This is a genomic window from Agarivorans sp. MS3-6 (assembly GCF_054112545.1).
Window position 1 is genome coordinate 950,614 of record NZ_CM134202.1, and the last position, 17,465, is coordinate 968,078.

The 17,465-nt window shown below is 44.2% G+C and carries 5 protein-coding genes; 3 read left to right on the forward strand and 2 right to left on the reverse strand.

What is annotated here, in order from left to right; translation table 11 throughout:
- Window positions 1–21: 21 nt before the first annotated feature.
- Both ACVFI8_RS04455 and ACVFI8_RS04460 read right to left on the reverse strand, forming a co-directional pair.
- Complete coding sequence (locus ACVFI8_RS04455; protein WP_457873109.1) at window positions 22–1,035, reverse strand: M48 family metallopeptidase; 1,014 nt, start codon at window positions 1,033–1,035, stop codon at window positions 22–24.
- A 5-nt stretch (window positions 1,036–1,040) separates the two neighbouring features.
- Window positions 1,041–2,240, reverse strand: coding sequence for a YjgN family protein (locus ACVFI8_RS04460; protein WP_457873110.1), 1,200 nt, complete (start codon window positions 2,238–2,240; stop codon window positions 1,041–1,043).
- Between the two features lie 535 nt (window positions 2,241–2,775).
- On the opposite strand from ACVFI8_RS04460, the gene ACVFI8_RS04465 reads away from it, so the two are divergent.
- The 3 genes from ACVFI8_RS04465 to ACVFI8_RS04475 are packed head-to-tail and all read left to right on the forward strand — an operon-like array spanning window position 2,776 to window position 17,456.
- Window positions 2,776–14,010, forward strand: a complete 11,235-nt coding sequence (locus ACVFI8_RS04465) for a T1SS-143 repeat domain-containing protein (protein ID WP_457873111.1) — start codon at window positions 2,776–2,778, stop codon at window positions 14,008–14,010.
- A 7-nt stretch (window positions 14,011–14,017) separates the two neighbouring features.
- On the forward strand, window positions 14,018–16,144 hold the full coding sequence (locus tag ACVFI8_RS04470; RefSeq protein ID WP_457873113.1) for a type I secretion system permease/ATPase: 2,127 nt from the start codon (window positions 14,018–14,020) through the stop codon (window positions 16,142–16,144).
- Window positions 16,137–17,456, forward strand: a complete 1,320-nt coding sequence (locus ACVFI8_RS04475; RefSeq protein ID WP_457873114.1) for an HlyD family type I secretion periplasmic adaptor subunit — start codon at window positions 16,137–16,139, stop codon at window positions 17,454–17,456. The genes ACVFI8_RS04470 and ACVFI8_RS04475 overlap by 8 nt, the downstream gene beginning before the upstream one ends.
- Window positions 17,457–17,465 lie beyond the last annotated feature (9 nt).

Consider the following 17,465-nt stretch of genomic DNA (forward strand, 5'->3'; position numbering starts at 1 on the left):
GAGTTTTAGCCGTTTATCCCCTTATTGCTTTGATTTAACGCAACTTTCAAGCCGCATCAATCGCTCTTCATCACCAGGGTGGCTACTCATCCAAGTAGGAATATCGGATTCTACATGCGCAAATAGGACCTGATAACCCGCCATCAGCTGTTGCTGAGGCAAGCCTAACTTATGGCTCCATTGGCAAGCAAATAAATCAGCCTGAGTTTCAGCTTCTCGTGAATAGCCAGAGCTTAAACCAAGTACTGCACCACTCATTAAGCCATCAACCAATAGGCTACTATCCCCCACCATCAACACAACAGCAGTACTAACAATGGTAGAGCGCACCAAACTTGCCATCACATCGTTGTTGGCAACGTGAGCCAGTTCGTGCAATAAAATACCGTTTAGCTGTTCTGGCTGTTGCATTAAGCCCACCAGTTGGTCGCTGACAATAATACTACCGTTGGCGAGCGTAAAGGCATTCGCTTCCTCACCCAGTTTGTAAAAGAGTAACTGTGGTTTAGGGCTTAGGGTACCAATTCCAGTCACCAAGGCTTGAAAATGTTGCTGGATTTGCTGCTGCTTGATGGGATCAACAGTGCTTGGCTCAAAGCCTACAGACTCTAAATGCGCAAGCGTGCGCTCACCTAACTCCAATGCAATAGCTTCGGGTAGATGAGCAGCCAAATACTGTGATAAGCGGGGTAAACCTTGCTCAATGCTTAAGTATAAAGCGCCACAGCTAAAAACAACGGCAAACATAATCACCAATAGGTTTCTCTCTAGATATTTAACTAAAGAGTGCTTAGCGTGTTTATCCAACCACGCATTAAGCCGTTGCGGCTGATCGGCAACAAAGCGATCTCCATTGCTAAAGCTAACCGCTCGCGGCTGATTACCAATCGCCATTGACAACTCAAGTTCGGAGAGCTTGGCGCGCACAGAGCCTTGTTCATGCTGAAGTTGAAGCCACCCTTCGTCAGAGCAATGCAGCTGTGCCACGCTCACTAAAGAACTATTGGCAACAAATACCTTTCCGCTAATAATCATGAGGTTTAAATTACGCCAATCTCAATACTAAAGGCATCAGCGACTTCATCAGCAATCGCGGCCTTGGTATCACTCACCTGGTTTTGTGTAGCAATATGAGTAATGTCACCAGTTACCGAGGTAGCATCAGCGATGAACTTAGCCATGCGAATTTTTGCCAGCGGAATGGCTAAACCTAAAGAAAATACACATATCAGCATGTTACTTAGCATCACCCCAAGAAAGGCCAATGGCTTTACTTCAGAATTCATATACAACTGACCATCTAGCTCTGTTTGACCAAATTGATAGTTTCTTAAGCAAGCTTGCAGATATGCCGTTACAAACCAACCCAGCAAAAAGAAACTTAAATAGACAGCTGCTAACAAACCCAAAATAACGGTCTGAGAACTGAGCGCATCCTGCAAACCACCTTGGCTTAATTGCATCAACACACCACCTAATTGACTAAAGTCAGCGTTAAAGGCAGCAAAAGCGATGCCAGCGAGCGCCAACATTAATACCAGCGTAGCCAATAAACCTATCGCCGCCACTTTCAAAAACACCTTAAATACCGCGTTAACATCAATCTCAGCGATAAACTGCAATTCACCCCACTGATAGCCATTCAATACGTAGCGGCTCATTTGAGTGGTCATTAAGGCATACATGTAAGTTGCGCCTAAACCCACCACAACCACACCAACAATACCTGCGACCACCGGCGAAATTAACGAACTAACGAATATCACAGCACTTACCACTAGCATGAAGCCAAGCACATACAATACCGGTAGCACGAACAAGGCCATATAGGCGCCGCCATAGCTCCCTGAGAAATTAAAACGCACATTGCGATAGCGAGTAACACGGCAATCAAAGCGAAGATTTCTAACCACTAGAACCGGCATCAAAGCTACAAAGGCCAAACCTAAAATGACACTTGCAGCCTCACTCACCGCAGGTAAGGTAGCCCAAGCGATCAGCAAAACCACAGCAATGATCCGACCCACTAATATTTGTAAAGGTTTAGCTAGGTACTCAAAACTCTCATCGGCTAATTCAGTATTGCCATAAAAATATTGTTTGTTACGAACCTTGGCCCACGCAGAGTAGATACCTAAGGTTAAAATGGTAAGAAGAACGTTAACGATCCATATACCAAAATATTCCCCGACCTTACCGTAAAAGTAAAAAGGGTTAATCTTTTTTGTCTGACTGTCCATGCCTAACTTCCCTGATATTTATAAAGTGATTGATATAACTATATTTAAAATTAGACGAGGATAATAAACACTTTAATATTATTTTTGTTAATAAAAATCAAACTATGGGGTTGCGACCGCTACTTGTTTGTAAAGATATCGTTTTCGATCACATTTCAAGTAAGGAAACACAAAGCGCTAACAATAAAGATGACTGACAAATCAGTGATAGTAACGCAATGTCAGTGGTGAAATCGCTGAACGCTAGCCAAGATACCCAATGAGCAGCTAACGCAACATTGAGAGCCCGCCTTCTAGTGCATTAGCATTAGCGTCAAGCCATCAGGGACCAACCGAAAATCAACGATAAAAAACCATTAACGTCTTTAAAATTATCAGGCTCACAACATTATACGTTTTCTTCTATCTGTAGTTTTTGCTATCACCGATTTAGCCTTTCGCGCTTATTAACAAATTTCTTATATTTCCTTCAATAACCAAAATTATTGTGCTAAACATTATGTTAGAGAAATGTTGTTTACAGTAAGGGCTAAGGATGAAGCCAGTTGTCTACACGGATATACAAGGCCAGATATGGAAAGTAATGGCGGATGGCCAATGGCTAAAAGTTCAGCCCTCAGAAATTGTTGATACCAGTGTTCCTTTTGTACAAAACCTCGTTCAAGCTTTGACCAACCAACCAAACACCGAAGAATGGTTGGATCAGAACAGTGCAGAGCAACAACCTGCCCCCCAGTACAGCCCAAACACTAACAACAGTAACCAAGGCCAATCCGGTCAAGGCTCTTCCTTTGTTGTAAGAGTGCAACCCACTTTAGATGAAACCATTCCGCAAGCGGGCTTTGAAACCCAAGATAATCTGCCACTTTTTTCAGATAGCGACACTCAAGGAGTTGAAGCCGACAGCATTCCCCCGCTAAGCAACAATGCCGCGTTAACCGTCACCATTGAAGACGGTGGTGACGGCTATGAAAATCAGTACGAAGTGCCTAGCGTTAGCTTATTTGGCGATGCACCTGAAGTGGAAGATGGCCGGATAGTCGTTGTAACGTTAACAGACACATCCGGACAACAATTAGTTATTAACGCGCTAGTGAATGACAACACTTGGCGTTACGACGGCTTAGATATTAGCAGTTTAGCTGAAGGGCCTATCAGCGTTTATGCTTCTGTTACTGACTATTTTGGCCAGTTTGTAGAGGCAAGTGATGCCACTATTAAAGACGTAACCGCTGAACTAGATGCCATGATTGATGGTCAAGGCGATAATTATATAAACCAGTACGAACAAGCAACTACCTTGCTCCGTGGCGAAATAAATGACATAGAAAACGGCCAAACAGTACTCGTTCAAATTAGTGATGTTCACGATAACCGGCTTAATTTCACCACTCGAGTTAACGATGGCCAGTGGCAAATTGCCGATAGTGACCTTTCAAGTTTGCACGATGGTGAACTAATAATGAACGCTAGTTCTATCGATATTGCAGGTAACCCTACTCACGCAAGCTCAAGCATTATTAAAGATACTCAAGCCCAGATTACCGCCACTATCGAAGGCAACGGCGACAACTACCTTAACCAAGCAGAAGTCCCCAGCACACGCTTATTTGGTGAGGTCATTAACGTAGAAGACGGGCAAGCGATTGATATTGTGCTTACCGATAGCCATGGCCTACAACTTAGCTTCGAAACGGTGGTGACTAATAATGCATGGCAGCTAGCCAATATCGAACTATCTCAACTTGCCGAAGGCCAAATAACCATTACAGCCACTACCTTAGATAAAGCAGGCAATATTGCAGCCTCTAGTTCAACCATCACCAAAGACACTCTAGCCGATATTTCGGCAAATTTTGACGGTGTAGGCGACAACTACATCAACCAAGCCGAAGTAAGCAACACTCGTTTATTTGGTGAGGTAGCCAATGTAGAAGATGGGCAAACGGTATTACTTACAGTGACCGACAGCGTTGGCAAGTATTTGGATTTTTCGACAACAATACTAAATGGCCAATGGCAAATTGCCGATAGTGACCTTTCAAGCTTGCACGATGGTGAACTAACAATTAGCGCTAATTCTATCGATATTGCAGGTAACCCTACTCACGCAAGCTCAAGCATCACTAAAGATACTCAAGCCAACATTACTGCCACTATTGAAGGCAACGGCGACAACTTTCTTAACCAAGCAGAGGTCCCCAGCACGCGCTTATTTGGTGAGGTCATTAACGTAGAAGACGGACAAGCGATTGATATTGTACTTACCGATAGCCATGGCCTACAACTTAGCTTCCAAACGGTGGTGACTAATAATGCATGGCAACTCAGCGATATCAATTTATCTAGCCTGCAAGACGGTGAACTCCGTATTATCGCCAGCACGACTGATATAGCCGGCAACCCAACCAGCGCTGAATCAACGATTATTAAAGACACCCTAGCCGATATTTCGGCAAATTTTGATGGTCTAGGCGACAACTACATCAATGCCATCGAAGCCCCTACCGCACGATTATTAGGTTCAGTAGAGAATGTTGAAAATGACCAAACTGTCGATATTGTCATTACCGATCCCAACGGGATGCAACTCACGTTGCAGAGTGTGGTTAATAACAACGCATGGCAACTCAGCGATATCAATTTATCTAGCCTGCAAGACGGTGAACTCCGTATTATCGCCAGCACGACTGATATAGCCGGCAACCCAACCAGCGCTGAATCAACGATTATTAAAGACACCCTAGCCGATATTTCGGCAAATTTTGATGGTCTAGGCGACAACTACATCAATGCCATCGAAGCCCCTACCGCACGATTATTCGGTTCAGTAGAGAATGTTGAAAATGACCAAACTGTCGATATTGTCATTACCGATCCCAACGGGATGCAACTCACGTTGCAGAGTGTGGTTAATAACAACGCATGGCAACTCAGCGATATCAATTTATCTAGCCTACAAGACGGTGAACTCCGTATTATCGCCAGCACGACTGATATAGCCGGCAACCCAACCAGCGCTGAATCAACGATTATTAAAGACACCCTAGCCGATATTTCGGCAAATTTTGATGGTGTAGGCGACAGCTACATCAATGCCATCGAAGCCCCTGCCGCACGATTATTCGGTTCAGTAGAGAATGTTGAAAATGACCAAACTGTCGATATTGTCATTACCGATCCCAACGGGATGCAACTCACGTTGCAGAGTGTCGTTAATAACAACGCATGGCAACTCAGCGATATCAATTTATCTAGCCTACAAGACGGTGAACTCCGTATTATCGCCAGCACGACTGATATAGCCGGCAACCCAACCAGCGCTGAATCAACGATTATTAAAGACACTCTAGCCGATATTTCGGCAAATTTTGACGGTGTAGGCGACAACTACATCAATGCCATCGAAGCCCCTGCCGCACGATTATTCGGTTCAGTAGAGAATGTTGAAAATGACCAAATTGTCGATATTGTCATTACCGATCCCAACGGGATGCAACTCACGTTGCAGAGTGTGGTTAATAACAACGCATGGCAACTCAGCGATATCAATTTATCTAGCCTGCAAGACGGTGAACTCCGTATTATCGCCAGCACGACTGATATAGCCGGCAACCCAACCAGCGCTGAATCAACGATTATTAAAGACACTCTAGCCGATATTTCGGCAAATTTTGATGGTCTAGGCGACAACTACATCAACCAAGCCGAGGTAAGCAACACTCGTTTATTTGGTGAGGTAGCCAATGTAGAAGATGGGCAAACGGTATTACTTACAGTGACCGACAGCGCTGGCAAGCATTTGGATTTTTCGACAACAATACTAAATGGCCAATGGCAAGTTAACGAGAACTTAAGCGAGTTAACCGATGGCACTTTACAACTCAATGTACAAACCGTCGATATAGCAGGCAATCCCACCAATGCCATCAGTACCATTCATTTGGATACTGCGATACCAACCATTGATATCGATACCCTAGATGGCTTTAGCATTACTCAATTTAAAACCGGCTTACTCACTTCTTTGCAAGGCACTACCACCGGAGTTGAACAAGGGCAAACGGTAACCATCGAAATCAACGATGGTGAACAGCAGGTTACTGCTAACGCGAGTGTTGATGAAAATGGAGACTGGCTAACCAGCATTATAGATATTGATGGGCTAAATAATTTGTCGGCTTGGACCTTGAGCGCTCGGGTAAGCGATATTGCCGGAAATAGCGTCAGTGATGCCTTACCCATGCTAGATGAACCCGACCCTCACTTATTATTTGAAACTGACCTATATCAATCAGGTGTATTAGTGAGTAACTCTCTAATCAACATTTTTGACGCACAACAATTCCACTTTGCCGATGAACAACCCGAATTGATAGGTATAGAATCAGAAGGCGCTGCCATTAACCTGACGATGGCCAATGACAGTAGGATGATTGAAGGACGCACTACAGATACCGGTGATGTAGTTTTCCGCTTCACAATATTGGCTGATAATTCAGTACAAACCCTCATCTATCGGGCACTAGACAATGACTTAAATACTGATGAGTCGTTTCTAACACCTATTATTGCTGCGACCCAATTCGATACAGATGGCACCAGTGAAACAGTATTAACCCCTTTAGTGATTGCGCTAAAAGATTCTATACCACAAGTTATTAACGACTCAGCAGAGGTGACCGAAGGCGAAAGGGTTTACGGAAACCTCATTGATAATGATTTTAGCTTAGATGGCTCACTAAAAGTAAGTCAGGTCAGCGTCAATGGCGAAACCAAAGACGTCAGTATTATACCAGCCGTTTTTGAAACCGAGCATGGTCGACTCGTCGTTGACGACTCAGGCTATTGGTTATTCACCGCGAACCGCAATTTAAACCACCAGCAAGTTCAAGATTTTAATTTTGAGTATCAGGTCACCGACAGCTCGGGAGATACAGCTAATGCAAACGGCAACATAGTGATCACTGATGGTGAAAATGGATACTTTGTTGATGACTTAGCGGTTAGCGCTGAAGCAAGTTTAGATGATGCTCCTAATGTTTACACTGAAACATTTACGCTAAAACCAGGTAGCGATAACCCTGACCCTAACAGCCTTCAATTTAGTGAAACCAGCTTAGTGGACCTTGCGTCACTTGCATTAACGAGTAGCGTGCACCTCAACAAGCTTTCTTACAGCTTAAGTGATGATGGCAAAACCCTAACCGCCGAAGTTCCCTTTGTTGGTGTCGTGTTTACCCTAAGTTTAACGGGTGTTGCAAATGGTGACGTAGTTATAGGCACAACTACGCTAACAATGTTCGACAATATTAATCAATGGAGTAGTAGTGACCTCACATTCCTAAAACTCACGATCCTATCCAGTGACTTAGATGGTACCCCTAACCAAGACGGGGTTATCGAATGGGTCATATCGGATGGCAACAACCCTCAATTAAGTAATAATCAAGCAGTGGTCATTGATGAAGCAGAGTTAAGCGATGGTGAGATCATCACAACCGGTAGCTTTGAGCTCACCATCGGTAGTGACTCCATTGATGCCTTGTATTTTGACTACCAACAAACAGCGCTAAGCAGCGGCGGAGAAAGCTTGTCTTTCGCGGTTAGCCCCACCGGCTATATATTAACCGCTTATACTGACGATGTGAGCGACCCGGTGTTTATGGTGGAGATACTCGATAGCTTTACCGGGCATGAAAGCGCCACGCTTAACTACCAAGTCACATTGTATAAAGGCGTTGACCAAATAGATGGTGAGCAGTTCCCCATCACCCTTAATGTTAGAGATACCGATAACGATACACAAAGCCTTGACTTAAATATCAGCATCAACGACAGCAGCGATATTACTGTTCATGTGGCTGACATGCAGTTAAGTGAATCACCAAAAGCCTCAAGCTCGCCAATATTGGCTTTATCTCGTGATACAAGCACCATTCAAATATCGGCCAACCAAGACCCCATTGACCAACTTTACCTGGATATCGTTAACGGGCAAGCAGTCATCGATTCATCAGGTAACACTCTAAGCCAAAATGGCCAAGCGCTAAGCTGGCGTGATAACGCCGATGGTAGTTATGACGCCTTGCTAACGGATAACAGTGTAGTATTTTCAGTACTATTGCCAGAAGACATTGCCATCGCAGCAAACACCTCCGCCAACCTTGAATTACAAATCGAGCTATTTAGCCAGCTAGATCATCACTCTGGCAACGACTCAAGCTTAAATATTGCCTTGCCAATTAAAGTCTCAGATACCGACGGAACAAGCCAAACTTCCGTTTCTATGGTCACTATCTATGACGGGCTAGACCCTTCTATTTCAACACTAGGAAGTATGCAAGCTGATGAAGATGGGCTAATAGGCAATAACACGGCAGATGGTGTCCAGTCTGTAGACCCCATCATGGCTATCAATACCGGCAGCGATGATATTAGTGATATACAAATAGATATAGATGCATTTAATGCCTTAGCCATTACTTCTAACGGCAGCTTAGTCAGCTTAAGTAATGCCAACAATGACGGTTGGTATGTGGCTAACAATCTTGCCGATCAAGCTGTTTTTCAAATTAAAGTAAATCTAGACGGAACTACAGAATTTCAACTATTTTCGCCTTTAGATCACAGTAATGCCGATGGCGAAAACAACTTGGCACTCCTCTTTTCAGTAACAGTCATTGATGCCGACGGCGACGTAAGTGCAAGTAGCAGCGTTGAAGTTAATGTTACAGATGCCGTACCTATTAGCGAGAATCGCACCCTAGATTTAGTTGAAGGCGAAAGTTTCACGACCCAACTACTAAACGAAACAACATCAGGCAGTGATGGGGCTAGCATAGTTAGTTTTGACTATAACGGCGTGACTTACGCTATCCCCAATGGCAGTTCTGTTACCCTTGATTTAATCAACCCGAACCTAATTAGCGAGGTATATGGTGAGTTAACGATTTCTTCTAATGGCCAACTCAACTTAAGTACCGAACCCGATGTTACTGAAACACCAGCTATTGTAGATTCAATCTCCTATATCGTGGAAGATTTTGACGGTGACCAGGTGACCAGTACCGCGACACTTACGCTCGGTGACTCGCCTGGCGTTATTAGAACCGAAGACGTGCAAACAACCGAAGACAACAGTGTTGTTTTATCTATAGAGGTTCGCCCTGGAGACACCGATCAAAATGAATCGGTAAGCGCCATTCTAATTGATGAAACCTCACTAAATGGCGGTAGCCTATGGCTAGGCACTGAACAGTTAGTGGCATCAGGAGGCGTAATAACCATTACTAATTTGGCAGTCTCTGATAGCAATGCATCACCAAATGGCGTTTTACGCTATCAGCCTCAACAGCATGAATCATTGACGACCAGCTCCGTAAACTTAGCAATTAGTTCCACCATTAATACCGACCTTGGCATGAGAACTATTAACGCTAGTATTGCTGTAGACGTTTTACCGATAGCCGATACCCCCGAGTGGGATGGTAGTTCCCAATTTACATACAACTTTGTCGAAGACGATGGTAATGACCACCCATTAGATATTACTGCAAATTTGGTTGATAGCGCTGATGGCTCAGAGTCTTTACTTTATCAATTTGCCGATTTACCCAGCGGTTTACAGGTGACCATTAATGGCAACGCGATTAATGAAAACAAGCAATATACACAAGCGCAATTAGACCAAGTGAGTGTAAAGGCTGATAACAACTTAGCGGGAAAATTTGTTTTTAGCCTAATAGCTATTGCCACCGAAGCAGGAACTGTATTTGCCAACCCTAGCGACCAATACGCACAAACCAGCCAAACAATCACAGTAAACATACAACCGGCTGCCGATTTACCCCATTTGTCGGTAAATGATGTTAAAGGGCTAGAAGATCAGGCGATTGATTTAAGCACAGTGATTGCTGGCCAGCTTGCAGATACAGACGGTTCAGAGACTCTTAGTTACAAAATAGTGGTTGATGAAGGTTGGTCAATCGTTGGCGGTAGTAGCTCTTTAGCGAGCCCCAATACGTATTTAGTGCTGGCCGACGAGATCGAATCAGGCTTAGTCTCACTGGTACCAAAACAAGATATTAGCTCTTTTACAGAAAATTTAAGCATTACTGTTTCAGCAATAGCTACCGAATCTACCATCGATGGCTTAGTTCCGTCGCCAGTAACCGCAGAAAGTGCCCCGCAAACCTTAACGATCGAATTGGCAGGAGTAGTTGATGCTCCTGAGGTATCCGATGGTGGCAACGGCCATTGGATATTCGACCCCATTGACGGAGTAATTAGCAATCAAAGCGATTTTAATGAGGACCAACTGCTCCCCTTAGATTTTGTCATCTCTACCAGTGATAACGATATCTCGGAAGAGATTAATCTACTCATTACTAATATCCCCAGTACTATTACTTTGGTTAATCATTTAGGCGAACCCTATCCACTTGAGCCCGTGGGGAAAGACCCTGTTACCGGTGGAATATTTCAAATCAGCAATGATATTCTTTCACAAATATTTATAAAAACGGCTGAAGATTTCAGCGGCAATCTAAAGTTTGACGTTTTCGCAATATCTACTGAACCAGACGGTGACAGTGGAGAGTTTGAATACTCTGTCAACATAGAAGTTAAACCTGTTGTAGACGAAACCGATGGCAATGATTTAGCCACCCAAGCAATTGAAGACAGAAGCGCTTCCGTTAACCTACTCCAATCATTAGGCTCTGATGCCGATGGTAGCGAAGCGATAAGCGCTTATACCATCGAGAGCTTACCTGATGGTGTAACTTTGTTTTATGACGGTTCACCCATAGAGGTGTTCTCTGGGGGCTTAGACTTAACAACACTGTTTGACTCCTCTACCACTAGTTGGGAAGAATTCCTCAGTAGCGGAAGAATTACGCTGCAAGCAGACCAAGATTTGAGTGGTAACTTTACTATTCCAATCCGTTACCAAGTTACCGACACTTCGCCGACAGGGTTAATCGATCTCAAAACACTGACAGCTGAACTCCAGGTAAATGTAGCTGCTAAAGTTGAGCTAGATACTCGATTAAGCGCCACATCAGAACCGTTAACCAGTGTCGATGGTAGCGCCATTTCGCTTGACGGCAGTGTATTGTTCATAGAACAAGATATTGATGGTTCAGAATACTTAGATTACATAGAAATTGTGATTCCTGATGGCGCTTTTTTTGAAGTAACTCACCCCAACGGCGTCACCATGAGCGCCGACAACAACTGGATCATTCCAGCTACAGGGCTTACTAATGATTCTACAATGGAGACAGCCGCTGACATCCTAGCTGGGGCGACACTGTATAGCGCACTAAATGTAGATAGCGTAATTATTACTGTAAAGGCACGAGTATTAGACGGTGAAGATGCTAGGTTCATCTCTGCTCCCTTAGAAATACAAGTTAGTGGGCACACTGGCGATACAGGAGAACCATGTTCGCCATCAGCACCTGGTAACCTTTCAAGCTCAACCATAGACGCTAATGAAGGTGAAGACATTAGCGTAACTGGACATTTAAATGGCGATATATCTAATGACCCCGGAGATGTTATCTCTTTCTACATTGCAACAGATGATTTACCCGAGGGAGTAGAGATTGAAGGCAGTGGCATCTACCCTGATTACAATGCGCTTGGTCAAATAAACGGTTACACAATTTCGGCCGAAGGTATTGAGACAATGACCTTAGTTGGCCTAGATGATGATTATGCGGGTCAATTGGCTATTCCTGTAACGGTTGTGGTAACAGCGACGTGCTCTGGTGATAGCATCACTGAACAACAGACGATTACCATAGCTGTTCAGCCAATAGTTGATGAAGTTTTATTCAGCGCGGCCACCAATACCATTTTAGAGGACACCACAACTAACCTAGATTTGGCCTTTGTATTAGGCGACAGTAACATTGTCGGCGAAGGTATTGAAACGGTGACTAGCCTTACCTTGTCCGCGCCTGAAAACGCCCAGTTCATCGGTGATAGCAGCATTCTGATAGATAATGGCAATGACACTTGGACAGTACTTGACCCCAGTCGATTAAACGACATTGAGTTTAGGCCTCCCAACAATTTTAGTGGCCAACTTAGCATAGGGATTACCGCCAATATTGTCGATCAAGCCGATGGCATGACCGACAACCAAACTAAAAGCACCTCAGTCGTTATCAATGTTCAACCAGTAACTGATTTAGTGTTGGTTGACGCAATTGATAGTACTGGCGATGAAGACAACTATATTCAGATTGATGGTTTACTCGCCATTGCTGTTGACCAGGACGGTTCAGAAACTATTGCCTTAAGTATTCAAGGGGTGCCTGAAGGGGCGGTGCTGAGTTACTTCAATGGTAGCAACTATCAATTACTTGAAAATGACGGTTTAGACGGTGGAAGCTTCAATGGTAATCCTACCTATAAGTGGGGCCTAGATAGTAGCCAGTTATCACACGTATATTTAACCCCGCCACTGGATTTTAGCGGCGATATACCGCTCAGCTTTGAAGCGATAAGCATAGAGACAGGAACCAGTGACTTTAAGGTAGCCAGCCAAGATTTCTTAGTAGGAGTCAATCCAATTGGTGATGATGCTCAATTTTTCGATGTACCGGAACATATCAACGCCATTGAAGGTGACGCAATTAATATTCCGGTGAATATCAGCAGTTTCGAAAGCAACAGTGATGAATCTATTTTACTCACTGTTAAAGTGAATAGTAGCTCAGACCCTTCAGCTTTAGTCGGCTTAGACCGCATAGCGATAGATGGTCAGGAAGCTAAATTTAACGCTATAGCAGGCAGCTATACTGCATCGTTACTGATCACAGCTAGCAGTGTTGCCAGCTTCGAGCTATACGCTGGCGATGCTTTTGGCCACATGGATATAACACTTTTCTCCGAGACCAAAGATAGTGCTTACGTACTAGGCTCGTTGCAAAGTGATTTAGGAGAAGCGGCAGTTGAAAACTTAAGCATCGATATCAGCCCCCTACCCGATCCGCCCGTCGTGAACCTTCTCTATACCCAAATTATTTCCGAGCAAAGTGGCTCTATTCCGCTTGGTATTAGCATGGACTTGATCAACCCCGCCAGCAACGAAGTGGGCAAGCTAACCATTTCAGGTATTCCCAGTGGTCTAGAAATATCAGGACAAACCATTACCGATGGGGAGTTAGTCGTAAATATGGCCGACGTGGCGAATCTAGCGATAACGGGCGGATATAATGCGTCCACAGATTTTACCCTCACCATCGATAGCTTTGCCAAAATAGACGGTGATAAGGCCAATGGCACTAGCCAGCAATTACACATCAGCTTAGTTGACCCCGCCGAAGACACTTTAGCAGGCGGTATTCAAACCAATCTGATTATTGGCGGCGCTGGGGATGACTTCCTTAGTGGGGGCTTGAACGCTGATACGTTTGCATTTAGAACTGAAGACCAAGGTTCTGCGGCCAATCCAGCGCTAGATATTATTAGTGATTTTGATGCCAGTGAAAACATGGACACTATCGATTTAAGTAGCATTCTAAATGGCTTAGGTGTTACCGATGGAGCTTCAGCACAAACTTATATCAGCCTCAGCGAACAATCTGGCTCAGCACTTTTAACCATCAAACCAGATAGTAGTAATGTTACCCAAAACATAAGCCTATCGGGGGTAAGCCTAGATGATTTATATAAAGGAGACGCTGAGCTTGTTAGTCAGTCAGACTTACTGCAAAAAATGATAGACGACCAGAATTTGATAGTGAGCTAAGGAACGCATGGAACAGCAAGATCTTTGGTTAAACAGTATAGAGTGCTTATGTGCACACTTTGGGCAAGGCTATAGCCGCTTAACCATTGTGCGCGGCTTGCCTTTGGAAAATGGCGAGCTCACCGCCGACTTATTTGCGCGAGCCTGTCAACATGCTCAGCTGAACGCAAGCCCTATAAACTTTAAGCAAGCGCAAGGGCTAAATGCACCTATAGTTGTCGTTGACCAGAATCAGCAGCTACGAATAGTCACGACTATCAATAAACAAACCGTTAGTTACTTTGAAGTAGATGAACCTGAAACACTAAAACAACAGACCAGAGCAACTTTTACCACAGAAGTGACTAAGCAGGCTTGGTTAGTCACTCCGCAATTGACTAACGACCCTCGGGTTGAACAATTACACAAAAGCAAACCCAGGCACTGGGTTTTTTCAGCCATTGATGAAGTCAAACCTTGGTATAGAGACTTACTGCTTGCCTCAATTTTTATTAACTTGTTAGCTTTAGTCGTACCGCTATTTACCATGAACGTATACGACCGCGTCGTGCCCAATCAAGCGTTTAACACGCTATGGACATTAGCGGCTGGCGTAAGCGTTGCTTTGATATTTGATTGGTTACTCCGTAAAGCCAGAAGCAACATCACCGATATGGCTGGCAAGCAAATCGACAGCACTCTATCGGCCAGTATCATGGAAAAAGTACTGGGTATGAAGCTTGAAAATAAGCCTCAATCTGTAGGCGCCTTTTCTCGGCAAATTCAAGACTTTGATAGTGTGCGGGAGTTTTTCACGTCAATAACCTTGGTCACTTTAGTTGACCTCCCTTTTACCCTATTCTTTTTGGTGTTGATTGCCTGGTTAGGTGGCACCATGATGCTTGTGCCGTTAGCTGTATTACTCGCTCTACTGGCGTTTAGCATGTTTATGAAGTCTCGCATTGCTACCAGCATGGAAGAAAGCGCCAAGCTTTCAACTCAGCGCCAAGCCGAACTATTTGAGAGCCTAACTAGCCTTACCGAGTTAAAACAATTTAATGCCGAAGGCAGCAGTCAAAAACGCTGGGAACAAACCACCAGCCAGATGGCTGATTGGCAAATTCGTTCTCGTCACCTAAGCAACTTAGTCAGTCACTCTATCGTTAGTAGTCAACAAATCGTCACCATTTGTTTGATTGTTACCGGTGTATACCGCATTTCCGAAGGCTTACTGAGTATGGGAGGCTTAATTGCAATTGTCATGTTAAGTGGCCGAGCTGCAGGCGCGATAAACCAACTGTCGATGTTAATTCTTCGCTACCAACAATGTCGTGCAGCAATTACTGGATTAGAGCAAGTAATGGCACTTCCTCAAGAACATCAATCACAGCAATTAGTTCAACAAGGCAGCTTTAAAGGAAAGATTGCTTTCGACAAGGTGAGCTTTAGCTACCCAGAACAAAGCTTCTCTGCACTGAACGATATAGAACTCCAAGTTCTATCAGGCGAACGCCTAGGTATTATTGGCAACGCTGGCTCTGGGAAATCGACTTTAATGGCCTTAATGGCAGGCCAGTATGGAGCAAGCAGTGGCCAAATAGTATTTCAAGACATAGATTCTTCGATGTGGCCGCCCAGTGTATTACGCGAGCAAATTGGTTGGTTGGGTCAGCAACCTAACTTAGTATTTGGTAGCGTTGTGCAAAACATCATTTTAGGACGCCATCAACTCGACGAACAAAAACTCGCTTGGGCCATCGCTCAATCAGGTTTACAGAATCACCTAGAACGACTAAGCAATGGCTTAGAAACACAAGTTGGAGAACGAGGATTATTACTTTCCGGAGGGCAGCGCCAAGCAGTAGCGCTTGCCAGAGCTCTTTATCGACAACCTAAATTACTATTACTTGACGAACCGATAAGCGGATTAGACCAAAATAACCAAAACCTGATTAAACAGTGTTTAAGCCAATTACCCAGAGATATGACCTTAGTCATTAGCTCTCATCAACAAAGTATATTGAGTATTTGCGATCGTATCATTGTATTAGATAGAGGCCATATCATCGCCAATGATAAACCTTCAGTAATATTAGGTTTACAAGCCAAGAAGCGCCACTCAGTGAGTATTGTAAGAGAGGCTAAACATGACTAACCAATTGGCGTGGCAACAACAACGCTTAGCCCAGCAATCACGAAAAATCGTATGGCTATGCGCAACCCTGGTCATTGCCTTAATTATCTGGGCTGCTTTGGCAACATTAGATGAAGTAGTAGTAGGCGACGGTAAAGTAGTGCCCTCCTCGGCGATCAGTAAAATACAAAGCTTAGAGGGCGGCATTATTAAAGAATTGTTAGTGGATGTAGGTGACAACGTCAGCAAAGGGCAAACACTACTGGCATTAGAAGACACCCGTTTTAGAGCAGCCTTTCAGGAAACCGAGCAACAACGCAGTACTTTATTGGCCCAAGAAATCCGCTTAATAGCCGAGTTGGCCAGTGTCAACTTAGACAACAAGAATCCTAAATGGCAACAACAAGTGTTAATTGAGCCGCAGGTTTTGGCATTTATCAATCAAAATCAACGAGCTCAAGCTAGCGCCCAAGCGAACTATGAACAACGCATCCGCCAACTAAATTCAAAATTGGAAGAGGCCACGTTAGCCATTGAACAACAGCAACAAACCTTACATGATGCGGTTGGTAATCAGCGTACCTTGCAGCACAGTTTAGCCATTGTCAGTGAAGAAACAGCCATGTTAGAAGACGTTGTGGCTAGTGGTGCAGTAGCGAAAGTAGAACTGCTCAAACTTCAGCGCGACAAAGTACAACTAGAAGGCGACATGGCCAGCGCCAAGCTCATGGAGACAAAGCTAAAAGCAGCGATCAATGAAGCGATTGTTGAGCGCCGCAATATTGCCATAGAGTTCAGGACTAAAGCCCAAGCGCAGTTAAATGAAGTATCAGCACAATTAGCGCAGCTAGATGAAAGCCAACGAGCAGTCGCCGACCAGCTTTATCGAACCAAACTAAACTCGCCGATTGCTGGCACAGTTAAAGATATTTTAGTGCGCTCGATTGGTGGTGTAATACGCCCCGGTGAAGCCATCATGGAAATCGTACCGCAACACAGCAAGCTGATAATAGAAACCAAAATAGCCCCTCAAGATATTGGCTTTATTCGTGAAGGCTTGCCTGCAATGGTTAAATTTACTGCCTACGACTTCGTGGTTTATGGTGGACAACAAGGCGTAGTTACTTACGTGAGCGCCGATGCCTTGCAAGAAGAAGACGGTACTACCTACTACCGCGCTCATATTCAATTAGAACAAAATAATGCATCCAGCTTGCAAGTCATTCCGGGCATGCAAGCCATGGTAGACATTTTAACCGGAAAAAAATCAGTACTTAGTTATTGGCTAAAACCGCTTTTGCGGGCAAAAGCCAGTGCCCTTCGTGAACCCTAACGGATGAGG

Excerpts from the sequence above, each read along its gene's own strand:
- ACVFI8_RS04475 (WP_457873114.1), top strand. The coding sequence starts at position 16,137 with ATGACTAACCAATTGGCGTGGCAACAACAACGCTTAGCCCAGCAATCA.
- ACVFI8_RS04455 (WP_457873109.1), bottom strand. The coding sequence starts at position 1,035 with ATGATTATTAGCGGAAAGGTATTTGTTGCCAATAGTTCTTTAGTGAGC.
- ACVFI8_RS04465 (WP_457873111.1), top strand. The coding sequence starts at position 2,776 with ATGAAGCCAGTTGTCTACACGGATATACAAGGCCAGATATGGAAAGTA.
- ACVFI8_RS04460 (WP_457873110.1), bottom strand. The coding sequence starts at position 2,240 with ATGGACAGTCAGACAAAAAAGATTAACCCTTTTTACTTTTACGGTAAG.
- ACVFI8_RS04470 (WP_457873113.1), top strand. The coding sequence starts at position 14,018 with ATGGAACAGCAAGATCTTTGGTTAAACAGTATAGAGTGCTTATGTGCA.